The following is a 22,325-nucleotide window of genomic DNA, read 5'->3' on the forward strand; positions in this document are numbered from 1 at the left end:
ATTAGGACGCGGATTTCATCAATCCCCTGTTGTTGATTTCTTCCAATGCTTCGTCCAGCGATTTGTTAATACGCACAAACATCTCATCGATGTCCTCAGGCGTCAGGATCAGGGGTGGTGAGATGATCATCCGGTCGCCCACGTGGCGCATGATCAGGTTGTTCGCAAAGCAGCGGTCGCGACAGATATACCCAATCGTGCCGGGTTCAGACGCAAATTTGGCGCGGCTGGATTTATCCGGTGTCAGCGCGATTGACGCCATCATGCCAACGATTTTGGCTTCGCCGACCAATGGGTGATCAACCAGTGCCTCCCATTTCTTCTTCAGATAGGGGGCCGCGACATCGCGGACATGGTCCACAATTCCTTCTTCTTCCAGAATGCGCAGGTTTTCCAGCGCAACCGCAGCAGCAACGGGATGGCCGGAATATGTGTAGCCGTGGTTGAATTCGGTATTGCCGATAACTTCGGCGATTTCATCATTTACAATAGACCCACCGATAGGCGCGTAGCCCGAGCTGAGGCCTTTGGCGATGGTCATGATGTGTGGTCTGATGCCGACAGTTTGTGACCCGAACCAATTCCCAGTCCGACCAAACCCGCAAATCACCTCATCTGCGATCAGCAGGATATCGTATTTGTCGCAAATACGTTGGATTTCCGGCCAGTAAGTGTCTGGCGCAACGATAACACCACCCGCACCCTGCACTGGCTCGGCGATAAAGGCTGCGACGCGGTTTTCACCAAGCTCTAGAATGGCCTCTTCCAATTCGCGCGCGCGGGCGAGGCCAAACTCTTCAGGGGCAAGGTCACCACCTTCGGCCCACCAGTTTGGTTGGTTAATGTGATGAATATTTGGAATCGGGATGCCGCCTTGCGCATGCATTCCGGCCATTCCACCCAGCGATGCGGATCCGACCGAAGAACCGTGATAGGCATTCTTGCGGCTGATGATGATATTCTTGTCCGGCTGACCTTTCTCAGCCCAATAGGTGCGAACCAGACGGATATTGGTATCATTGGCGTCGGACCCACCAGCGGCGAAGAACACGTGGTTCAGATCACCGGGTGCAAGTTCAGCAAGCTTGGCGGCCAGTGCGATAGCCGGGATGTGGGTCGTCTTGAAGAACGTGTTGTAATACGGCAGTTCGCGCATTTGACGGGCAGCGGCGTCGGCCAGTTCATCGCGGCCATAGCCGATATTGACGCACCAGAGCCCGGCCATGGCATCCAGAATCTCTTCACCTTCGCTGTCGGTCAGATACACGCCGTTAGCGCGGGTGATTACACGTGCGCCTTCCTCACCCAGCGATCCATTTGCCGAGAACGGGTGAATGTGATGTGCCGCATCCAGCGCCTGCAATTCGGCGGTGGGCATGTGATTGGTGATAGTGGACATCGGCGATTCTCCTGCAAGCGTGATTGCAGGACAGAATATGATCAAATTTTATACTGTCAATCGAATCGCTGCATTCTAGGTGCCGGGCAGGGCATCGCCCATCATTCCCATACCTTGCTCAATGTCCTGTGCCGTTGCCAAAGCAGCCTTCTCCGCATCCTTATTGCGCAGTGCGACGATGATATCCTTATGTCTATCGGGTAGGCTTTGGGTGCCGAATCGACCGCAAACAATCCGCAGTGAAGGGCCGAATCTCAACCACAGACGTTCGGCCAGGTCGACCAGAATCGGGGCATCGGCATGCGAATACAGGGCTTGATGAAAGGCGTGGTTTAATCGCAGATATCCGCCAACATCCCCATCTGCAATCATGAGGTCGAGCCGTTGATCCAGCTTCTCCAGATGGTCAATTTCGGTCGACGAAATGTTCCTGGTGGTACGCCTTGAAAGCTCTGTTTCTATTGATATTCTTGCAAAAATCATCTGCTCGATATCATTGGCAGATAATAAGGGCACGCTGACCCGTCGGTTGCCTTGAAAGATCAGGGCGCCGTCAGAAATTAGGCGTCGTATCGCCTCGCGCACCGGGGTCATGCCTACGCCCAACGAATCAGTCAGACCCTGAATCGTTACCGGCTGTCCTGGCACAAGATCACCAAACAGGATCTGCGATTTCAGAGTGCGATAGACCTGTTCATGCGCAGGGCGTTTTTCTTCATCATCCGGCTGTGTGCTCGCCTTATTTTTGATCAAATCCAAATGGTTTACCTCAATCCGCGCGTTTCTATCTTGTCTGAATTTACACCTGTTCCGACCATAGGTGAAACCACTGCAAAACGCAAAACTTGATCAAATCCAAAAAAAAGTGAAAATAGCCGCATAATCGCAGGGAGAAGACTATGGAACTAAAAACGCTGGGGATGACAGCGATCGTCGCATTGGGGACTTCGGCCGCTTTTGCCGAAGAAGTGCGCGTCTATAACTGGTCCGACTATATTGACGAGGAGTTGCTGAGCAAATTCGAAGAAGAGACAGGCCTGACCCTGATCTATGACGTGTTTGATAGCAATGAGGTTCTGGAAACCAAAATGCTGGCCGGTGGGTCAGGTTATGATGTGGTTGTGCCTTCGGGAACGTTTTTGCAACGCCAGATTCAAGCTGGCGCGTTCCAGGAACTCGACGCAGCCAAACTATCGAATGCAGGAAACCTGTGGGATGTGATTCAGGAGCGCACCGCAGGGTATGACCCCAACAACGCTTATTCGATCAACTACATGTGGGGAACCACCGGCATCGGCTTGAATGTTGACAAGGTCAAAGAAGTTCTGGGCGACGATGTTGCGCTCAACAGCATGGATCTGGTGCTGAAGCCTGAAAACATGGAAAAGCTGGCCTCGTGCGGTGTCCATTTCTTGGACGCTCCGGCAGAGATTATTCCAATGGTGCTGCAATATATCGGCGAGGACCCGGATAGCCATGACACGGACGTCATTGCGAAGACCGAAGAGGTTCTGACCGGCGTGCGTCCATATGTGCAGAAGTTCCACAGCTCGGAATACATCAATGCGCTTGCCAACGGTGATATCTGTGTGGCCGTCGGTTGGTCAGGGGACATTCTGCAAGCTCGGGATCGTGCCGATGAGGCAGAAAATGGTGTGGTCATCGAATACCATCCATTCGCGGAAGGCTCGCTGATGTGGTTTGACCAGATGGCGATACCTGTTGATGCACCAAATCCGGAAGGCGCACACAAGTTTCTGGACTTTATTCTGGATGCCAACAACATGGCTGCCGCGTCGAACTATGTTTACTACGCCAACGGTAACAAGGCTTCGCAAGAGTTCCTGGAAGAGGACGTAATCGGAGATCCGGCGATCTATCCGGATGATACGACGATGCAGAATCTCTATATCACCACGCCTTATCCGGCAAAAACCCAGCGGGTGGTGACTCGTCTCTGGACCAAGGTGAAATCAGGCACCTGATCTGATTGATGCGCAAGGCAGACAAACTGCCTTGCGCGATATTTATCCTGACCGATTACCGGGGGCCACTTTGAACACTGAAGTCTTTGCGCCGTGGGACGATCCGCAGGCGAAACCCTTGATCCAGTTCCAGAACGTCACCAAACGATTTGGCGCATTCACCGCGATCGATAACCTTTCGCTGGATATCTATGAGCGTGAGTTCTTTGCTCTGCTTGGGCCGTCGGGCTGCGGAAAGACCACGATGATGCGGATGCTGGCCGGTTTTGAAACTCCGACCGATGGCCATATCCTTCTTGGGGGTCAGGATATCGATCCGATCCCGCCCAATAAGCGGGCGGTGAACATGATGTTTCAGTCTTACGCCCTGTTCCCTCATCTGAGCATCTGGGACAATATCGCTTTTGGTCTGCGTCGGGACAACATGCCCAAGCGCGATCTGGAAGAACGAGTTGAAGAGATGTTGCGCCTGACCCGCCTTGAGCAGTTTGCGCGCCGTAAGCCGCATCAGATCTCGGGCGGTCAACGCCAACGCGTGGCGCTGGCCCGGTCTTTGGCCAAAGCGCCAAAACTGCTTTTACTCGACGAACCCTTGGGGGCGCTGGATAAGAAGCTGCGTCAAGATACCCAATTCGAGTTGATGGACATTCAGGAAAAGACCGGCACGACCTTCGTCATCGTGACTCACGACCAGGAAGAGGCGATGACCGTTGCCAGCCGAGTGGCTGTCATGGATCAGGGCAAGTTGATGCAAGTGGCGACACCCGATCGCATCTATGAGACACCGAATTCCGTCTATGTCGCTGATTTTATCGGCGACGTGAACATCATCGAAGGGCGTGCCACGACACAAGGGGATGAAAGCTATCAGATCGATTGGGCCGAGGGTCAGCCACCGCTCACGGCGTCATCCGCGACCGCGTTGTCCAATGGGCAGGGCTGCCATCTGGCGATCCGTCCCGAGAAAGTCGCCATTTCAGCCGAGCGCCCCACAGATGCGATCAATGCGATCCAGGGCAAGGTGCATGACATCGCTTATCTGGGCAACCTGTCGACCTATCATGTTGAGCTGCCAAACGGCACGATCATCAAAGCACAAACGGCGAATACCCGTCGTATCTCGCGCCGCTCGTTTACTTGGGAAGACCCGGTCTGGCTGTCCTGGACAGCGACTGCCGCGGTCTTGTTGGAAAACTGATGCGTCGCGCTGTTCTGATCGCCATTCCCTATGTCTGGCTTCTGGCGCTGTTTCTGGTGCCGTTTTTTATCGTCCTGAAGATATCGTTTTCAGACACCGCACTTGCCATTCCGCCCTATACTCCGACGCTGGACCTGTCCGAAGGTTGGGCGGGTATCAAGGATTTCTTCAGCCAACTTGATCTGGAAAACTTTGTCTGGCTGACCGAGGATGATCTCTATTGGAAAGCCTACCTTTCCAGCGTCAAAATCGCCCTGATTTCAACAATTCTTACGCTGATTGTCGGCTACCCGATCGCCTACGCGATGGCGCGCGCGCCTGAAGAATGGCGGCCCACATTCATGATGTTGGTTATCTTGCCCTTCTGGACGTCATTCCTAATCCGGGTCTACGCGTGGATGGGCATTCTCAGCAATGAAGGTTATCTGAACCAACTGCTGCTGTGGACGGGCACTATCTCAACCCCGCTGACCATTCTTAACACCAATACGGCGGTCTATATTGGCATCGTCTACACTTATTTGCCCTTCATGATTCTGCCGATTTACTCGTCTCTAGAACGTATGGACGGGTCGCTGATCGAGGCCGCCGAAGACCTTGGGTGTTCACGCATGCAGGCTTTCTGGTTGATCACAATCCCTCTGTCACGCCCGGGTATCATTGCGGGTTGTTTTCTTGTGATGATCCCGGTGATTGGTGAGTTCGTGATCCCGTCGCTTCTGGGTGGCTCCGGAACTCTGATGATCGGTAAGGTTCTTTGGGAAGAGTTCTTCTCGAACCGCGACTGGCCGGTCGCCAGTGCGGTGGCCGTGGTTTTGCTACTGATCCTTGTGATTCCGATCGTGCTGTTCCAGCGCAACCAGCAAAAGCAGACGGAGGCTGAACAATGAGCAGACTCAGCTGGTTCAACACGGTGTCGCTGACGTTGGGGTTCGCGTTCCTGTATATCCCGATGATCATCCTGATCATTTTCAGCTTCAACGAAAGCAAGCTTGTCACGGTCTGGGCCGGGTTTTCGACCAAATGGTACGGAGAGCTCGTTCAGAACGAGGCGTTCCTTGACGCAGCATGGGTTACACTGCGGGTCGCTGTGTTCTCGTCGACTTTGGCGACGATCCTTGGCACGGCAGCGGCATATGTTTTGGTGCGTGGCGGGCGGTTTTTTGGACGAACGCTATTTTCGGGGATGATCTACGCCCCTCTGGTGATGCCAGAGGTGATAACGGGCCTGTCTCTGCTGCTGTTGTTCATCGGGATCGGGTTGGATCGGGGGATCCTGACCATCGTTCTGGCTCATACGACATTTTCCATGTGCTTCGTTTCGGTGGTCGTCTCTTCGCGCCTTGTTACATTTGATAGGTCGCTGGAAGAGGCCGCGCTGGATTTGGGGTGCTCGCCGGCGCAGGCTTTTCGTCTAGTGACGTTGCCGATCATTGCGCCCGCCGTGGTTTCCGGCTGGTTGTTGGCGTTTACCTTGTCACTTGATGATCTGGTCATTGCGTCCTTCACCTCAGGACCATCCGCCACGACACTTCCCATCAAAATTTTCTCGGCTGTGCGTCTGGGTGTCAGTCCAGAAATCAACGCGTTGTCGACGCTTATGATCGCTGTGGTAACATTGGGTGTCATCACCGCATCATTGGTGACCAAACGCGCGATGATGCGGCAAAAGCAGGATGAACAAGCCGCGGCGCGCACCGAATGAAGCGAATCTTTTCGGATTACGCCTACAGTGCGGCCCCTCGTTCAGGATGCTGGTGGGACGAGACGATTGAGGCACCTGATTGGCCTAAGCACCAAGGAGAGCTGAAGGTCGATGTTGCCATAATCGGCGGCGGGTTCACGGGCCTATCTGCAGCGTTGCATTTAGCGAAAAAGGGCGTATCGGTTGCTGTGTTCGAGGCAAACTCTCCGGGCTGGGGCGCGTCAGGGCGAAACGGAGGATTCTGCTGTCTGGGTGGTTCGAAGCTCAGTGAAGCCACTCTCAGACGTCGTTACGGTGCAATTGAGGCAGCAGCATATTTTCAGGCTGAAAAAGACGCAGTGTCGTTGGTTGCCGATCTTCTGGCGCGTCATGAAATCGATGCGGACAGGCACTCGCGGGGTGAAACTCAACTGGCCCATTCCAAGCGAGCGATGGCACGACTACGTCACAGCGTCGCCTCAGAAGGCCAGCTGCATGAGCAGTATGAACTGGCAGATTTAGGGTTGGGAGGCGCGTTTTTTGGCGGATACACAACGCCTATAGGTTTTGGTTTGAACCCTCGTAAGTACCTTTTTGGTTTGGCCAACGCAGCGCAGACTGAGGGTGCAAAGTTGTACCAACACAGCCCGGTTCAGAAGATATGCAAAATCGCGCAAGGCTTTGATCTGCATACCCCCGCCGGTCATGTTCGGGCTTCGAACGTGCTAACCTGCACAAATGGGTATTCCAGCGAGGATTTACCCCAATGGATGGCTGCGCGCTATATGCCGACGCAATCGACGGCTTTTGTCACACGCGTTCTGTCCCAAGACGAATTACAGGCTCAAGGCTGGACTTCGGATCAGATCGCATATGACACGCGCAACCTGCTGCATTATTTCCGGTTGATGCCCGATAGGCGGTTTCTGTTCGGAATGCGTGGGGGATTGATGTCGTCACCCCGTGCAGAATCGCGCATTCGGCAAAAGGCGTTGCAGGATTTCAGATACTTGTTTCCTGCGTGGGCCTCAGTTGACGTTACGCATGTCTGGTCCGGTATGGTCTGCCTGTCCCGAGCCCTCGTGCCATTTGCGGGTCCGGTTCCGGATCAAGCCGGGTTGTTTGCGGGCTTTGCATATCACGGCAACGGCGTTGCTATGGGGACATATTGTGGCCGAGCCCTTGCCCGGATGGTCCTCGGGCAACCAAGCGAGCTCCCTTTGCCGATCAAGCAACCGCCGGCCCGTTTTCCATTGGGAAGATGGCGTCGTGCCTTGATGCCGCCAGCCTACGCATTGCTTGGGCTTGCAGATCTATAAGGCTTGGATTTCCAATTCAAAGGCCCGAACATATTCAGGTGATCCGTTTTCGAACCGCCACAGACAATAAGCCGCCATTCGCCAGCCATACCAAGAGCGCAGAGATAAGTATCGCGCAGTAACTTGGTGCCGATCATAGGCGATTAGAAAGCTCGTTACCTCCGCCTCCGACAGAGGTGCACCGCGATAAAGCTGTTGCATCGCGGGCGATAAAAATATGGCTAAGTCTTCACATGGGTCACCCAAGGCCGGGCATTGCCAGTCGATGAGTGTCAGCCCGGCAGATGATTGCAGAATGTTGCCCGCCACCGGGTCACCATGGATCAGACATCGCTCGGCAAGAGGTGGTATTTGCCCCCGCGGCTTCAACGCGATCAGCTGCTGAGTCTCAGCGTTCTGGCAACTGCGCAAGATTTGCTCAGCATGGCATCTCAGATCCTCACTGCCATTGCAGCCAGCGGGAAGATCCAGATTTATCGAAAGACTGTGTAGTCGCCTTAGCAGAACAGCGACGTTTTCGACGCCTTCGCGCCATGGAATGCCTGGTGCATGATCGTAGTAAACCCAGCTCGCCTTCTCGAAAGACCCGGTTGCCCGAAGATTGGGCACGAAGCCGGTGCTGTTGAGTGCGCGCAAGCAGTTCGCCTCAAGTCTAGCGTCGTTGCGAAACAGCGGGTTCTGAAACGGTGTGCGATACAGCTTGAGGACCGCGTCGCTGTGATCCGACAGTACCTTCCACACCTGATTTGTACGCCCACCGTACAGCACCTGGAATTGGGCTCGAACATCAATCAGCCCTTGAGAATGTAGCTGGGCAACCAGCTTTGGCGGAGGTGGGATTTGGTCAGACAGGGAAGTTACCAGATTGAGCAGCGAGTCGATTTTGCCAAGCTTTGACCTGCGCCGCCCAACAGATCAAGCACCTGTTCGGATTTGAGTAACCTCATTCGCAGATACTTCTGCCCCGCTTTCAAGTGTTAACATGACCGCGCCTTCACCAACCTTGGCCTCAACAACACGGCCAAAGGCGGCAGTGGGCGTTTCGGTTAGCAATTTGTCTCCCTTAAAGCTCACGAGAGACGCAGAGTAACTCCCTGCCAGAAAGGCAGTGCCGGTACTGTCAACACCGTGCCATTCGAATTCGGTTTCATCGACGGGTACGGTAATTCGGTCGACCACGTCGCCCTGCGTGTTGCGGATGATCAGTTCAGCTCTGGTTGCATCAGGAGCTGCACTGGCAAAGAGCGTAACGGGCTGATTTTCAAACTGAAATGGTGCGGCAACTTGAACATCCATACCAACCCAACTAGAAAGCTGGTTCAGATTGACCGATCCCAACGTCAAAGCCAGACCAGATAAAAGTTCATTTGCCTTGACCTGTTGCTCGACCATCGAAAACTGCGCGAGCTGCGAGGCATATTCTGATGAGTCCAATGGTTCCAGCGGATCCTGGTTTCGTGCCTGTACCGTCAGCATGCGCAGGAATGTCTCGAAATCCGACGTCAGAGCAGAACGTTGCGCGTTGCTGGGTACACCTGAGGTGGCGATTGGGTTTGCGGTTGAACTCGACGGGGTGATCATCGCTCAAAGCCTCACATCAAGGCCACCACGCGGGCCGGATTGAACTATTGGTGCATTATGAGTCTCATCAACAGCGACCTCCGATGTGTCAGAGAACTGCTGCGCCTCGGGATCTTTTTCTTGCTCTGCTGTGTTACCGGATAGGCCCAGATCAAGTGACATACCTTGGTATCCAAGTTTCTCGAATTCAGCGGATAACAGCGTGATGTGCCGCCGCATCAAATCAAGCGTTTCTGGCCGTTCCGTCATGATCATCAGATGCAACCCGTCTTCACGGTTGGTTAATGTGATCGAGACGCGGCCCAGTTCCTCGGGGTTGAGGGCAATGTCTATGCCCTGAGCGCCGGGCTTTGCTGAGATGACGGCTGCCAGTTGGCCCGCAATGGCGCGGGCATATTCGGCGCGATGGGGTATAAATGGTGTTATGCCCATGGTTTCCCGCTGCGTGGGCACAGATGTGGCTTCCTTTAGTGTCGGAATATCGAGAATCTCGTGGTCGGTTGCAGGTTCGCGGATTGTGTCCACAGGAGCTATATTTGTGGCTTGGGTCGATATCAGAGCACTAGTGGCGCCAGCTGGCTGCTGCTGCGAGACTGCTTTAAGTACCGACGCGATCGGTGTGTCTAAATCCGGGCGGATGCCGACTTCGGCCGAATTTCGAGACTGAATTGGGCGTGCTTTCGAATTCGGGCTGATCCCGTACGGACCTAGCGTCCGTGTGAGCACCCGTTTTTCAACTTTATCGGATTTTTGTTCCGGCGCTGCTGGGATTTCGGACGCTGCCGGGGTGGTCGAACTTATTGTTGTCGACCTATTTGTCTGATCGGTTGGTGAAGTGGATATGTTCTGATTAGACACCGGTCCTACAGCGGGCGAGGGTACTGCTATTTCCGACTGTCCCGGCGCTTGCAATTCGCTGTCCGCAAGCGTCAACAGTTGCGGAAACGCAGCCTCGGGATTTGGCAACTCCTCATCACCGTTTTGGGATAGTGGTTCCTCATTAGTTCTAACAGAGTCGTTGATTTCGACATCCGGCTGTTCTTCTACTGCGACTTTCTGTTTTGAAATTGTTGGCAACCTCTCAGGATCGTTCAACTCGGCCTCTTCGTTCATGACGTCCTCAAAGGCCTGAGCTCCCTTGTTCTCTCGCGCTCCCCCGTGCTGGGCATCGGATTTGCCTCCTGTTGTGGTTGAGGCCGTCAAAACGGTCAGCGGGTTGGACATTTCTTGCTCCGGCTGTGTTTGCCTGACCCGGACTCTGACCTCAGGAAGTTACAATTATTTTAACTGCTTTCCTCTTTGATCATGAAGTTTGAAGCAATTTACGGAGAATCCAATGTCGATATCAGCGATTGGAGCAACGACGCCGGCCGCTCAAGCTTCAGATAAGCTTAGAGCCGCCTCAATCGAGCTTGAGGCGACCTTTCTCGCCGAGATGTTGAAATCCGCGGGCCTTGGGCAGGCGCGGCAATCGTTCGGAGGAGGCGCAGGTGAAGATCAGTTTTCTTCGTTTCTAATTCAGCAGCAGGCCCAGCAGATGGCCCGCGCTGGTGGAATTGGTCTGTCAGAGGTTCTCTTTAATGCAATGATGGAGAAGGCCGATGGGTGAAAATCCGATAAAGGCGTTGGAGGATCTGCTGGATCAGGAGCGTAAGGCTTTGATAGGCGGCGATCTTGACGACCTGAACCGATTGGCACCTGAAAAGGAAGACCTGATTGATGCTCTCAACGGCCTGAAAGTCATTGATAGCGACGACCTTGTTCGTGTTCAGATGAAAGTCGCGCGTAATCAGGCACTATTGACCAGTGCAGCCGAGGGCATCCGCGCCGTTGCTGAACGCATGTCGGAACTGCGTCGCCTGCGTCAGGAGTTCAGTACTTATGACGCGGCGGGTCAGCGGAATGGGTATTCGGTGCGCTTGCAGGCAAAGCTGGAGAAGCGTGCATAAGGCTGGGTTTGATTCAAATCCAAAGCTTTGGATTTATTCGTCTTAGCACTCCGTTAGGGGATCAGGGTCAAAGTTGGGATTGCACCTGGAACAGCAGGTGGCGCGAAGGCCACAGGGCGCGACGCAAAGGTCAGAACGAGGGAATGCCCGCCGGTTCGGTGGGTCCAACATGGGCGTCGAAGGCGCTCGAACGCAAATAGGATGACAAATATGTCCAGCATTCTGACGAACAATGGCGCAATGGTTGCGCTGCAAACTCTCAAATCCGTAAACAAGAACCTGGCGATGACGCAGAACGCGATTTCGACCGGTAAAGATGTGGCGACGGCCAAGGACAACTCTGCCGTCTGGGCTATTTCCAAAGTGATGGAATCGGACGTTAAGGGTTTCAGCGCCATCAAAGACAGCCTGGCGCTGGGTGAATCCACAGTGGCAGTTGCACGAAACGCTTCGGAAACGGTTACAGATCTGCTGAACCAGATGAAAAGCAAGATTGTTGCGGCACAGGAAGACAATGTCGACCGCGGCAAAATCAATGACGATGTGACGGCATTGCGGGACCAGATCGCATCGGTCGTAGGCGCGGCGCAATTCAATGGTCTAAATCTAGTCGATGGGTCGGCAGGTACAGCATCCATTCTTGCGTCGCTGGACCGTGATAGCGCTGGAAACGTAAATGCATCATCAATTTTGGTCGCGAGCCAGGATTTGTCGACCGGCGGCTATGCATCGAAGGGGGTTCTGGCGGGGTCGGATAACGTAACCACCGACAATGATGCGGCCGGGTTCACAATGGATAAGTCCGGCGGTTCGGGTGATATCGTTATCGACAGCTCGACTGACAACTTTGCTGCTGGTGACCAGGTGTCGATTACCATCGGTGACAAAGTTGCTTCCTATACGGTTCAAGCTGGAGATCTGGACCCGTCGGGCACCTACGACTCAGCTTATACTGATGCGATTGTCGCAGTTGGGTTGAAGAACCAGATTGATGCCTTGGGTATTACCGGTGTGGCTATCGACTATGACTCCAGCGTGGCGGGTACGCTCTCATTCGTTACCGGGACTGCGACAGCGGGTGCTGACGCAGATCGCGATGCGACCGTTTCGGCGCAATTCACCAATGCCGGAGCAGGCGGTTTGGGTGCGTTGTCGTCGATTGACGTATCGACCGATGCAGGTGCCGCAGCAGCACTAGGAACCATCGAGACACTGATCAACACCGCGATTGATGCATCGGCCGCATTTGGTTCGTCGCAGGGCCGGATTGAAACCCAGAAAGAGTTCATCTCGAACCTGGCGGACTCGTTCAAATCCGGTATTGGCTCATTGGTCGACGCCGACATGGAAGAGACGTCGGCGCGGTTGCAGGCTCTGCAGGTGCAACAACAACTGGCGACGCAATCTCTTTCGATTGCGAACCAGGCTCCGCAGTCCATCCTGTCGCTGTTCCGCTAATTCAGGAACTTAGCCGGGGCGCGCGCGCCGTGCCCCGGATTTAACTGCCCGCTGATGGACAATCGGAAGGATTTCAAGTGAGTCCGCAAACGCTCGCCCAACGCGCTTATGCGCAATCTGCTGCGCCGACGCGAACGCCCCGGGATACAGAATATGAGGCGATATCCAAAATCACACACCGTCTGAAGTCTGCGGCAGCACGCAGGGAAACGGATTTTAGCGCCTTCGTCCAGGCATTGCATGAAAACCGCCGGTTATGGAGCGTGTTGGCGACCGATGTTGCGGATGCTGATAATGCACTGCCGAACAATCTGCGGGCTCGAGTATTTTATCTCGCTGAATTCACGGAACAACACAGCAGCCAGGTGTTGGGAAATAAAGCGACAGTAGAGCCGCTGCTTGAAATCAACATGGCAGTCTTGCGAGGACTACGTCAAATGAGGGGGAATTGATGGGCGGTCTGGTGCTAAAGCTTGCCCCAAAAGAGCGGGTTCTGATCAACGGTGTCGTCATCGAAAATGGTGACCGCCGCAGCAGATTTTCCATCATGACACCGCAAGCCAAAGTTCTGCGTCTGCGCGATGCAATTCACCCTGAGGAGGTGAACACCCCAGTGCGTCGTGTCTGCTATGCGGCACAGCTTGTGCTGTCTGGTGACACTGAACCCGATCAAGCGCGTCAGCAGTTGCTGCGACGCGTAGAGGAGTTAAGCCAGGTCTTTACAGATACCGATAGCCGCCGAGTGTTAGCCGATGCCACAGAAGCGTTGGTGGCCGAGCAATACTATAAGTGCCTAAAAGCGTTGCGCTCTTTATTACCACGAGAAGAGCGGTTGATGGCGTATGAGCAATGACCTTTCAACCGGTCGTACCCAACGGTGGAATTGTGGGCTGGCGATTTCTTCAGCGGACGTATGACGCGCAACTGCAAAGTTTTTCGAACTCGTCGATTAATGAGCGTGAGACAGCGTATTTTCTGAAAAACATAGGAAATGTTCGCTTGGCTGAAGATCTGGTTGCTGATCGTCGCTTGCTACAGATCGCCTTGGGCGCTTTTGGCCTCGAAGATGATCTGAACAATCGGTTTTTCATTCAAAAGATCCTGTCGGACGGTACTCAGGCGGAGGATGCATTGGCGAATAGGTTGGCTGACAACCGATATCGTGACTTTGCAAAAGCTTTTGGATTGGGGCCGGGTGAGATTCCCAAGACGAGTTTGGTCAGCGCGATGGAGAAGATCGCCGAAGATAATCTGACCGTTCGGTTCGAAATATCGGTTGATGAATCCGATAAAACGATGCGTATCGCGTTATTCACGCAGCACGCCTTGCGCGAGATAGCTCAACAAGGTGGAAGTGAGAACAGAAAATGGTTCGACCTTATGGGATTGCCACCGTTGCGCAATATGATGGAAACGGCATTAGGCCTGCCCAGATCATTTGCACAGTTGGATTTAGACAAACAACTTGAAGTCTTTAAGGATCGGTTGCATCGCGCCACCGGATCCTCGGATCTGGCGCAATTTACGGATATAGAAGCCGTCGAAAAATTGACAGATACCTATCTGACCCGCAGCCAAATCGCGCAAATCCAGAGTGTAACTTCACCTGCACAGACGGCTTTGATCCTGCTGGGTGGCGGGTTTTGATACTAAATTCCGGATCTCGGACGGAGTTCGATCTGGGTCAGAAATCGCTAAAACTCTGAAGCGTAAATTCGAATGTGGTAAAGACCAGGCTTCGGCAGCTAGGTGTTCAGATCTTTCGACGCGTCGTGTCCGCTGACAATATAAGTATCCGGTTAGATATCTGCAGAAGCTTGCAGTGCAAAAGAACTAATCGGTTGCGAAACGTTGTGCAGTTTGATCTCTCCCAACGGGATGGCCTGTTTGCAGGCGGGCTCGATATCGTGGGATACAACGATTCTGTGGCCAGCTGTTTTGCCATATTCCCCTAGTCTGGCGGCGATATTGGCCGCTTGTCCGATCACCGTAAAATCCAGCCGTTCTTGTGAGCCTACATTGCCGTAAGTAACACGACCATAGGCGACGCCTATTGAGCAATCGCAATGATAGTCATTTTCGCCGTTGCGCAGCTCAGCCAGTTTCTCGACGATCTCAATCGCGGAGAGCTGCGCGTTGGTCCGGGCATTAGCGGCGTCGTCACCCGCCGGGAAAACAGCTAGTACCGCGTCGCCGATGAATTTCAACACTTCTCCATCATGGTCGTGCACGATCCCCGATACTGTTTCGAAGAACGCGTTCAACAAATCGATGTATTCATCGCGGCCCAACGTCTCTTCGAGCGCGGTTGAGTTGCGCAGATCACAGAACATTATGGCCGCATCGATATCATCACCATCACCTCGGCGGATTTCACCGCCCAAAACCCGGGCGCCCGAGCGTTTGCCCACATAGGTCTCAAGCAAAACCTGGGCGTTTTCGCGCTGCATGAAGACCTCGTAGAAGCGCGCGATTACGGAAGAGCACTCAAAAACCAGGCCAAGGTTTTCTGTTGTGAATCCATCTGGGTGATCACTGGTCAGGGTCAGGACGTTTATTCGCCCATCCGAAAAGGGTAGTGGCATGGCAACATAGTCTGTTGCCCCTTTCGCGCGCAGATCTTCGATGATCGGAAAACTGTTTTGGGGATTGTCGTTGTTCAGGCGTTGACGCACGCCGCCCAGGCCGTTTGAGACGTGGCGCAGGGGGCTATTGGTAAAGGCAGGGTGATCGTGGATCTCGTAGGTCGGGGTGTGGGTTGAAATCTCGGCCGTGTCCTTTTCCCAGATGTAGTGTTTACCTGCGATCAATGGGTGCAGCGACCAGACCAGGATGCTAAGGCGCTGTATAGCGATGCCGTGTTCCAGCATTTTCTCGGCCAGTGCTTTGGTGAAAGCATCGGGTGTTTCGATATCCGACGCTCCGCGCATCAACCAGTCGATCAAAGGCCCGCTGATATTGCCGTCATCGGGTTGCCGAAGTTGGTTTTCTCCAAGGTCGATCCGCGTCGCCGTGTTGGGCATAAAGCCGATATGTCCTTGAATGGCTGCGCTTTCGGGAAAGGCATCTTCATAGGCCCAGATCGAGTTTCTCAGGTGCTCTTCCGGCAGGCTGATGTCGTGATAGGTTGCGGTACCCTTGAAGGGGCAGAATGTTTGCAACTCAGTCTCGGGGCTGAGTTCCACGCACAGATCTTCACGCGGGATGTAAACTGCAGGGGGCAGCCGCGTTTCATACATAACCTTGGCATTATGGCTTTCGGCTAGCAGGATATCACCACGGTAGATCGCAATCCGCCCTTTTAACGGTTCAACCGAAATACCATAGCCTTTGACATTTGGTGTGGCATGGACGTTCATCTGCAACCTCCCCTGGCCAAGCCCTTATATGATGGGCCTTCAGGGTGACGATTCCAAGATGTGTACACAGATTTTACCGCGTTGAAGCAGTCAGACCATCTGAATAACGTCTTTTTCGATCGACAACATGTAGCCTTTTTTTGCGATGTTTTTCACCAGCAATTCACTGACCATCTGATTGCCGAGTGCGTCCCTTAGGCGTTTGATACGGGTGGCACCGGCGGCTTCTTCGCAATCGACCACGTTCCGCCCTGAAATCATGGCTTCGATCTGCGCTCCGGACAGAACTTCGTCATCCAGCCGGGATTCGGCTAATACCGACAGGGTTTCCATTGCTGCGGGAGTTAGCCTGAAATCCATGTTGTTGAGGTATACCGTGTTTTCCTCGCGGCTGATTAGCAGCGAGGTCACCTGAATCCCGGTCCGCTCAATCTGCGCCATGCGGCGGTTCAGCAATACTAGCATAACCAGAAATACCAACGCAGTGATCAACATCGCGGTTGCAAATACCAACAGGACAAAAATCACCATCCTATAGCTGGACAGCGTATCGGCGAATGCTGTGCCGGATTGGGCCAGTATTTCCAGCAGGCGGATTTCGGATTGTGAGGTCAGGTCAGACTGGACAAACAACCGCTCGACACGCGCGTTGAAAGCGTTCGCATCCGGTAGCGTCCAGAACAGGAAAACCGCTGCAATCACCAGGATCGCGACGATTGCCGCTATCCCCAGACCAACCAGCCGAACCCCCGAGCGACGCGCTTCAGTAACGGAGATAGAATTTTCCGGCATTGGCCTTCCTTTGATCCAATCCAGTCGCCTCAAAAACGGTCATCACGTTCAGCAGGGTCCAGCCGTTTGATTTCAGCCGCTTGGCGACTTCGTTCCGGGCCGAGCCCTTATCGCAGCTTGAGACCTGCATGACGCCATAGTGCAGGCGCAAGGGGTTGTCCTGCTTGGCTTTGTAGTCGGCAAAGCAATCTGCCGCGACGGTCTGCGACCCAATCGATATCAGGGCCGTCAGAGCCAGAGAAGAGAGGATCTGTTTCATGGGCTGCATCCTGCGCATGGGTTGGGCGGATATTCAATAACCTCAGGGGTTTTGAGGTGCTGATATTGGATAACAGATTGCCGTTATTGCTTGTCTGAAGGGGGAGGTCGCAATGTCGGGTCATCAGTTTTGCGGTCGTTAACAGGCCTGCCCCATTATCCGAAAGGACACGTATCATGCACCGGAAGTTCATTGCTCTGATCATCGCAACCGCCGTCGCCATCACCGGGATCTCGACGTCACAGGCACGCGCGGCGGATACCCGAGATATTCTCGGCGGATTGGCTGCAATCGCGATCATAGGTGCTGCGGTCAACCACTATCATCAAGAGAAAAAGCGCGACGAAGAGGCAGAACGCCGCAAGCGTCATAAGAAGGCGGAAGCCAAGGCGAAGAAGGCTAAGAAAAAACATGCTGTACGCCCGTTGCCAAAGCGGGTGGCCCGTTATGATCTGCCGCAGCGCTGCCTGCGCACGTTCAATGCCTATTCGAGCAATCGTCCCTTGCTTGGGCCGAACTGCCTTAAGAAGCACTATAAACATGCCGATAGCCTGCCACACCAATGCAAGGTTGGTTTCTGGAATGGTAAAAGGGTAAAACGGGCATACGAACCCGCCTGCCTGCGCCAGAAAGGATACCGCGTCGTTTACCAGTAACCGGTTTCGAGCAGGAGTGGCGCCACAGAAGCGCCACGCGGGAGAGGGTGGCGCAAGCTGCCCTCTTCTTTTTTCTTGCGCCCGGCAAGGAAACGCGGTTTGCCAATTGTATGACGACACCTGATTTCGAACTCGAACGGGCTTTGCTGGCGCGCGGATACACCCGAATTGCCGGGGTGGATGAGGTTGGGCGTGGTCCATTGGCCGGGCCGGTTGTTGCGGCAGCGGTGGTATTGAATTCGCAGGATATTCCGGACGGGCTGAACGATTCCAAAAAACTGACGGCCAAACGTCGCGTTGGTTTGGATGAGACATTGCGCAATCGGGCAGAGGTCGCGGTGGCCGAAGCCACAGTCGCCGAGATAGATGAGCACAACATTCTGCGCGCCTCACATCTGGCGATGGTGCGTGCGGTCGCGGCGCTCGACCCTGCACCGGATTTTCTGCTGATCGATGGAAACCTGATCCCGCGCGGGATGAAACTGCCCTCGCAGGCGGTGGTGAAGGGCGACGCACGGTCGGTGTCGATTGCGGCGGCGTCAATCATCGCGAAAACCTGGCGCGATCAGTTGATGGTGGATTTGGCGCAACAGCATCCCGGCTACGGGTGGGAGGCAAATGCCGGATATCCGACAAAACAGCACCGCGAGGCGCTGCGAAATCTCGGGGTGACCCCACACCATAGACGTTCGTTCAAACCGGTCCACAATATCTTGTATCAAGAGTAAATCGTAAGTCGCTGATTCAAAAAAGAAATTGACGGCGAATCATCTTTGACTCATCCTTGTCCCAACCAAATGAGCGCAAAAGCGCCGTGGAACTGAGGCAGTGATATGACCACAATCAAGACGAAGGGCGCAACCGCGCTCCCTTTAAACACGATTCTATCCGGGGACTGCATCGAGGTGATGAACAGTCTGCCCGAGGCGTCGGTTGATCTGATTTTTGCGGACCCCCCGTATAATCTGCAGTTGAAAGGCCAGTTGCACCGGCCAGACAACTCTCAGGTCGATGCGGTCGATGATCACTGGGATCAATTCTCAAGCTTTGGCGCCTATGACCAGTTCACGCGTGAATGGCTGAAAGCGGCGCATCGTTTGCTGAAACCCAATGGCGCGATCTGGGTGATTGGGTCTTATCACAACATTTTCCGCGTGGGTTCCGCCCTGCAGGATGCGGGCTATTGGATTCTGAATGATGTGGTTTGGCGAAAATCGAACCCGATGCCGAATTTCCGCGGCAAGCGCTTCACCAATGCGCATGAGACGATGATCTGGGCCTCCAAACGTGAGGGTGCGAAATACACGTTTAACTACGAAGCGCTGAAAGCGCTGAATGAAGGCGTACAGATGCGCAGCGATTGGGTGCTGCCGATCTGCACCGGGCACGAGCGCTTGAAGGATGAAAATGGCGACAAGGCGCACCCGACACAGAAGCCAGAATCACTGCTACACCGTGTTTTGATTGGCTCGACCAATCCGGGTGACGTTGTGCTCGACCCCTTCTTTGGTACTGGCACCACGGGTGCTGTCGCGAAAATGCTGGGGCGAGAGTTCATCGGTATCGAACGCGAAGAAAGCTATCGCAAGGTGGCTGAAAAGCGCATCGCCAAGGTCCGTAAATTCGACCGCGAGGCGCTGGAAGTCAGCGCCAGCAAACGCGCCGAGCCACGCGTGCCATTTGGCCAATTGGTCGAACGCGGCATGCTGCGTCCGGGTGAGGAGCTTTATTCCATGAACCAGCGCCACAAGGCCAAGGTACGCGCGGATGGGACGTTGGTAGGCGACAACGTCAAGGGCTCGATCCATCAAGTGGGGGCGCATCTTGAAAACGCGCCGTCCTGCAATGGCTGGACTTACTGGTGCTTCAAACGCGATGGCAAGACTGTGCCAATTGATGTGCTGCGTCAGCAGATCCGATCAGAGATGCATAGCTGATTTACTCAATACCGCCGGTGCCTGTGGCCTGACACAAGGCACTAAGCCTTGCCCCGCCGTTTAGGCGGGGTCTTTTGTTTTCCTCTATAGGATGTTTGCATAGGGTAGCCCCTGACAGCGCATATGGGAGACCGATGCAATGACCGAGACAACCGCCAGTCAATCTCGTCTGAGCAGACTGTTCTTCACGCAGCCGGACAATTATGACCTAGACAACAAGTACACCGAAGCCGCGCTGGAACGGAATAAGCGTGAGGGTTTGGAGCTTGCAGTTCGGGCGCGCTGGATCGCAATGGCCTTTACAGCACTATTGCTGATTTACCTGAATCCCCACTGGGAGGTTCTCTGGTACCATTTCATTCTGTTGCTGATCTGCGCCAATGGTTGGTTGATCCGACGTGCGGGGCGCGTTGGTCAGTCCCGAACAGAGCTACTTTTGATCTTCATTGATCTGCTGATCATGACACTGGGTATGATCGTTCCTAACCCGTTCAGCGACGACGTGCGGCCGCTGGCAATGCAGTATCGGTTCGACAACTTCCAGTATTTCTTCATCATTCTGGCTGCAGGAACTCTTGCCTATTCCTGGCGTACCGTCATCGCGATTGGAACTTGGACGGCGTTCATGTGGACAGCAGGTTGGGTGATCGCATGGTGGGTCTCCACGCCGATACCGGGGATCAGCGAGCGCGTATCCGAGGCCTTGGCAGGTTATCCAGACGTCGCAGAATTCATGGATCCCAACAGTTTCATGCCGACGCTCCGTATTCAGCAGGTGATTGTTTTTGTCATGGTTGCAGTGACGCTTGGTGTTTCGATGCGGCGCCTCAATCGCTTGTTGATGTCGAATGCCGGACTTGAACGTGAGCGCGCGAACTTGTCGCGCTATTTCTCTCCGAATGTGGTTGATGAGCTCAGCCAGAACGATGAGCCTTTGAAGCAGGTCCGCAAAGAAGACATTGCGGTTCTTTTCATCGACATCGTTGGGTTCACCAAATTTTCTGCGGGGCGCGATCCGTATGAGGTTATCGAGGTCTTGCGCGGGTTCCATGCGCGGATGGAGACAGAGGTGTTTCGCCATCATGGAACGCTAGACAAGTATCTTGGAGACGGATTGATGGCTACGTTTGGCACACCGCTGCCGGGTGAATTGGATGCGAGCAATGCATTGGCTTGTGCCCGGTCGATGGTCGATATGATCGACCGCTGGAATATTGATCGCAAACGCGCCGGTGAGGCAGAGATTCAGATTGGTGCAGGGGTTCACTATGGCTCAGTTGTCCTGGGTGATATCGGAGCGAACCGGCTGGAGTTCGCCGTGATAGGCGATGCGGTAAATGTTGCTGCAAAGCTTGAGGCCATGACGCGCGAATGCGCTGCCCGCATAATTGTCAGCGATGCATTGCGCACCCAAGCGTTGCAAGAAACACCGAACTCAGAAGACTTGATGGCAGGATTTGAACAGCGGCCGGATCAGACGGTGCGAGGTGTCGCCGCCCCGATGGATTTTTGGGTGCTCCAAAAATAGGGGCTCCCGCCTGTCAGAACCGCATCAAAGATGCGATCCTTCCTGTTGGGCGGAGCAGCACGCTGGCGCGTGCTGCGGTTAGGTGCGAGGCAGAGGGTTCTGCGCCTTGTTATAGGGCTGCCAGTCGGCGATCTCGGGATAGTATTGACGTCGCCACGCTCGGACCTTGGGGTTCATGATGCGTCGCCACAATGGTGGGATCATCGCCGCAATTGTCATGACCGGATACCCATATGGAAGTTGCGGGGCGGCGTCCTGAGAATGGTGTTGCAGCAAAGGGAACCTGCGGCTTGGTTTGTAATGGTGATCCGAATGGCGTTGCAGGTTGATAAGTAGCCAGTTCGACGCTTTATGCGACGCATTCCACGAATGGCGCGGGTTGACATGTTCGTACCTACCGTCGCCAAGATATTTGCGCGTCAGGCCGTAATGTTCGACATAGTTGACCAATTCTAGCTGCCAGATCGCGGTACCTGCCTGCAGCAGGAATAAGCCTATCCCGGCCCATCCTCCGAGCAGGTACGCCAGAAGCAGCATGGTCGATTGCAAGGCCCAATACCGCCAGAAGGGGTTCGTGGAAGCTGTCCAGGGGCGGTCTTTGCGGGCCAGTTTGTTAGCTTCGGCGTGAAACGCCGATTTTAGACTTTGGCGCAGGACGCGCGGATAAAAACGGTGGAAGCCTTCGTTGTAGAGTGCGGTCACAGGGTCGCGTGGGGTGCCAACATAGCGGTGGTGGACCAGCAGATGTTCGGACCGGAAATGGGAGTAAAGCACCATCGACAGCAGGATATCACCCAGCCATCGTTCCAGCTTGCCTTTCTGGTGCATCAACTCGTGGCTGTAATTGATTCCGATCGTGCCTGAAATAACGCCCATGCCGAAGAACACGCCGATTTTTTCGATTGTGGTCAGTCCCGTTGCGCGGGTCGTGTACCAGATCAGTCCGTAAAGCGTGAGGAACTGCACCGGAGCCCATGCTTTGGTCAGCCAAATATACCAGTCCAGCTCTTCATCTGGCGCGTCCGGGTCGGCATTTTCCAAGTTAAGCCCCGTCAGTTGATCCAGCACAGCGAAGGCCCACCAAGTTGAGAGAGGCACAAGCAAGACCCACCAACCACCAGCGAAGGAAGTCATCCAAATGATTGGGATCAGTAGGTATGAGACCCAATATGGAACGGCAGAATGCCAGCGAGAGAGGGTGTCAGATGCAATCATCTTGGG

At 54.3% G+C, this 22,325-nt stretch carries 25 protein-coding genes; 15 read left to right on the forward strand and 10 right to left on the reverse strand.

From position 1 onward, the window contains the following. Nucleotide 1: 1 nt before the first annotated feature. Nucleotides 2-1,399: an aspartate aminotransferase family protein gene (locus ACR0KN_RS12675; protein ID WP_480653974.1), complete on the reverse strand. Its 1,398-nt coding sequence runs from the start codon at nucleotides 1,397-1,399 to the stop codon at nucleotides 2-4. A 75-nt stretch (nucleotides 1,400-1,474) separates the two neighbouring features. Continuing rightward, nucleotides 1,475-2,158, reverse strand: coding sequence for a GntR family transcriptional regulator (locus tag ACR0KN_RS12680; protein ID WP_260023307.1), 684 nt, complete (start codon nucleotides 2,156-2,158; stop codon nucleotides 1,475-1,477). 140 nt (nucleotides 2,159-2,298) lie between these two features. On the opposite strand from ACR0KN_RS12680, the gene ACR0KN_RS12685 reads away from it, so the two are divergent. The 5 genes from ACR0KN_RS12685 to ACR0KN_RS12705 all read left to right on the forward strand — a co-directional run bounded on the left by ACR0KN_RS12685 (nucleotide 2,299) and on the right by ACR0KN_RS12705 (nucleotide 7,585). Then, nucleotides 2,299-3,384, forward strand: a complete 1,086-nt coding sequence (locus ACR0KN_RS12685; protein ID WP_480653976.1) for a polyamine ABC transporter substrate-binding protein — start codon at nucleotides 2,299-2,301, stop codon at nucleotides 3,382-3,384. Nucleotides 3,385-3,454: 70 nt separating this feature from the next. Next, nucleotides 3,455-4,582, forward strand: coding sequence for an ABC transporter ATP-binding protein (locus ACR0KN_RS12690; RefSeq protein ID WP_170476362.1), 1,128 nt, complete (start codon nucleotides 3,455-3,457; stop codon nucleotides 4,580-4,582). Further along, entirely contained in the window at nucleotides 4,582-5,472 is an 891-nt protein-coding gene (locus ACR0KN_RS12695) for an ABC transporter permease subunit (protein WP_480653978.1), read from the forward strand. The genes ACR0KN_RS12690 and ACR0KN_RS12695 overlap by 1 nt, the downstream gene beginning before the upstream one ends. Further along, nucleotides 5,469-6,287: an ABC transporter permease gene (locus ACR0KN_RS12700; RefSeq protein ID WP_170476358.1), complete on the forward strand. Its 819-nt coding sequence runs from the start codon at nucleotides 5,469-5,471 to the stop codon at nucleotides 6,285-6,287. The genes ACR0KN_RS12695 and ACR0KN_RS12700 overlap by 4 nt, the downstream gene beginning before the upstream one ends. Beyond that, nucleotides 6,284-7,585 carry an NAD(P)/FAD-dependent oxidoreductase gene (locus ACR0KN_RS12705; protein ID WP_480653980.1) on the forward strand — a complete coding sequence of 434 codons (1,302 nt, stop codon included), beginning with the start codon at nucleotides 6,284-6,286 and terminating at the stop codon, nucleotides 7,583-7,585. Before ACR0KN_RS12700 ends, ACR0KN_RS12705 begins: the two co-directional genes overlap by 4 nt. On the opposite strand, the gene ACR0KN_RS12710 is transcribed toward ACR0KN_RS12705, so the two are convergent. The 3 genes from ACR0KN_RS12710 to ACR0KN_RS12720 all read right to left on the reverse strand — a co-directional run bounded on the left by ACR0KN_RS12710 (nucleotide 7,580) and on the right by ACR0KN_RS12720 (nucleotide 10,390). Beyond that, a complete protein-coding gene (locus ACR0KN_RS12710; protein ID WP_480653982.1) occupies nucleotides 7,580-8,326 on the reverse strand; it encodes a phosphotransferase family protein in 747 nt (248 codons plus the stop codon). The genes ACR0KN_RS12705 and ACR0KN_RS12710 overlap by 6 nt on opposite strands. 174 nt (nucleotides 8,327-8,500) lie before the next feature. Then, complete coding sequence (locus ACR0KN_RS12715) at nucleotides 8,501-9,166, reverse strand: flagellar hook capping FlgD N-terminal domain-containing protein (protein WP_480653984.1); 666 nt, start codon at nucleotides 9,164-9,166, stop codon at nucleotides 8,501-8,503. A 3-nt stretch (nucleotides 9,167-9,169) separates the two neighbouring features. Next, the gene (locus tag ACR0KN_RS12720; protein ID WP_480653986.1) at nucleotides 9,170-10,390 is read right to left on the reverse strand and encodes a flagellar hook-length control protein FliK; all 1,221 of its coding nucleotides are present in this window, start codon (nucleotides 10,388-10,390) and stop codon (nucleotides 9,170-9,172) included. 112 nt (nucleotides 10,391-10,502) lie between these two features. On the opposite strand from ACR0KN_RS12720, the gene ACR0KN_RS12725 reads away from it, so the two are divergent. Then, complete coding sequence (locus ACR0KN_RS12725; protein WP_010440740.1) at nucleotides 10,503-10,775, forward strand: rod-binding protein; 273 nt, start codon at nucleotides 10,503-10,505, stop codon at nucleotides 10,773-10,775. Further along, complete coding sequence (locus tag ACR0KN_RS12730) at nucleotides 10,768-11,115, forward strand: flagellar biosynthesis protein FlgN (protein WP_480653989.1); 348 nt, start codon at nucleotides 10,768-10,770, stop codon at nucleotides 11,113-11,115. Before ACR0KN_RS12725 ends, ACR0KN_RS12730 begins: the two co-directional genes overlap by 8 nt. A gap of 53 nt (nucleotides 11,116-11,168) precedes the next feature. Here the strand turns inward: ACR0KN_RS12730 and ACR0KN_RS12735 are convergent, their stop codons facing one another. Further along, the gene (locus ACR0KN_RS12735) at nucleotides 11,169-11,336 is read right to left on the reverse strand and encodes a hypothetical protein (protein ID WP_480653990.1); all 168 of its coding nucleotides are present in this window, start codon (nucleotides 11,334-11,336) and stop codon (nucleotides 11,169-11,171) included. Between ACR0KN_RS12735 and ACR0KN_RS12740 the strand changes: the two genes are divergently transcribed. The 4 genes from ACR0KN_RS12740 (at nucleotide 11,326) to ACR0KN_RS12755 (ending at nucleotide 14,220) form a co-directional block, all read left to right on the forward strand. Further along, on the forward strand, nucleotides 11,326-12,573 hold the full coding sequence (locus ACR0KN_RS12740) for a flagellin N-terminal helical domain-containing protein (RefSeq protein ID WP_480653992.1): 1,248 nt from the start codon (nucleotides 11,326-11,328) through the stop codon (nucleotides 12,571-12,573). The genes ACR0KN_RS12735 and ACR0KN_RS12740 overlap by 11 nt on opposite strands. A 77-nt stretch (nucleotides 12,574-12,650) precedes the next feature. Then, entirely contained in the window at nucleotides 12,651-13,025 is a 375-nt protein-coding gene (gene flaF, locus ACR0KN_RS12745) for a flagellar biosynthesis regulator FlaF (protein ID WP_480653994.1), read from the forward strand. Further along, a complete protein-coding gene (flbT, locus tag ACR0KN_RS12750; protein WP_170545296.1) occupies nucleotides 13,025-13,426 on the forward strand; it encodes a flagellar biosynthesis repressor FlbT in 402 nt (133 codons plus the stop codon). The genes flaF and flbT overlap by 1 nt, the downstream gene beginning before the upstream one ends. Further along, nucleotides 13,423-14,220 (forward strand): DUF1217 domain-containing protein, encoded by a 798-nt coding sequence (locus tag ACR0KN_RS12755; protein WP_480653996.1) that lies wholly within the window; start codon nucleotides 13,423-13,425, stop codon nucleotides 14,218-14,220. The genes flbT and ACR0KN_RS12755 overlap by 4 nt, the downstream gene beginning before the upstream one ends. Nucleotides 14,221-14,372: 152 nt before the next feature. On the opposite strand, the gene ACR0KN_RS12760 is transcribed toward ACR0KN_RS12755, so the two are convergent. From ACR0KN_RS12760 to ACR0KN_RS12770, 3 genes are all read right to left on the reverse strand, one after another. After that, nucleotides 14,373-15,932 carry a DUF427 domain-containing protein gene (locus ACR0KN_RS12760; RefSeq protein ID WP_480653998.1) on the reverse strand — a complete coding sequence of 520 codons (1,560 nt, stop codon included), beginning with the start codon at nucleotides 15,930-15,932 and terminating at the stop codon, nucleotides 14,373-14,375. Between the two features lie 90 nt (nucleotides 15,933-16,022). Further along, on the reverse strand, nucleotides 16,023-16,724 hold the full coding sequence (locus ACR0KN_RS12765) for a winged helix-turn-helix domain-containing protein (protein ID WP_480654000.1): 702 nt from the start codon (nucleotides 16,722-16,724) through the stop codon (nucleotides 16,023-16,025). After that, nucleotides 16,696-16,983, reverse strand: a complete 288-nt coding sequence (locus ACR0KN_RS12770) for a hypothetical protein (RefSeq protein WP_480654002.1) — start codon at nucleotides 16,981-16,983, stop codon at nucleotides 16,696-16,698. The genes ACR0KN_RS12765 and ACR0KN_RS12770 overlap by 29 nt, the downstream gene beginning before the upstream one ends. Nucleotides 16,984-17,159: 176 nt before the next feature. Between ACR0KN_RS12770 and ACR0KN_RS12775 the strand changes: the two genes are divergently transcribed. The 4 genes from ACR0KN_RS12775 (at nucleotide 17,160) to ACR0KN_RS12790 (ending at nucleotide 21,104) form a co-directional block, all read left to right on the forward strand. Continuing rightward, nucleotides 17,160-17,639: a hypothetical protein gene (locus tag ACR0KN_RS12775; RefSeq protein ID WP_480654004.1), complete on the forward strand. Its 480-nt coding sequence runs from the start codon at nucleotides 17,160-17,162 to the stop codon at nucleotides 17,637-17,639. Between the two features lie 110 nt (nucleotides 17,640-17,749). Continuing rightward, on the forward strand, nucleotides 17,750-18,367 hold the full coding sequence (locus ACR0KN_RS12780; protein WP_480654006.1) for a ribonuclease HII: 618 nt from the start codon (nucleotides 17,750-17,752) through the stop codon (nucleotides 18,365-18,367). Between the two features lie 105 nt (nucleotides 18,368-18,472). Beyond that, complete coding sequence (locus ACR0KN_RS12785) at nucleotides 18,473-19,576, forward strand: site-specific DNA-methyltransferase (protein WP_170545279.1); 1,104 nt, start codon at nucleotides 18,473-18,475, stop codon at nucleotides 19,574-19,576. Nucleotides 19,577-19,715: 139 nt separating this feature from the next. Further along, on the forward strand, nucleotides 19,716-21,104 hold the full coding sequence (locus ACR0KN_RS12790; protein ID WP_480654008.1) for an adenylate/guanylate cyclase domain-containing protein: 1,389 nt from the start codon (nucleotides 19,716-19,718) through the stop codon (nucleotides 21,102-21,104). A 78-nt stretch (nucleotides 21,105-21,182) separates the two neighbouring features. On the opposite strand, the gene ACR0KN_RS12795 is transcribed toward ACR0KN_RS12790, so the two are convergent. Then, entirely contained in the window at nucleotides 21,183-22,319 is a 1,137-nt protein-coding gene (locus ACR0KN_RS12795; protein ID WP_480654010.1) for an alkane 1-monooxygenase, read from the reverse strand. Between the last annotated feature and the right edge of the window lie 6 nt (nucleotides 22,320-22,325).

The organism is Ruegeria sp. AP7 (assembly GCF_056539905.1).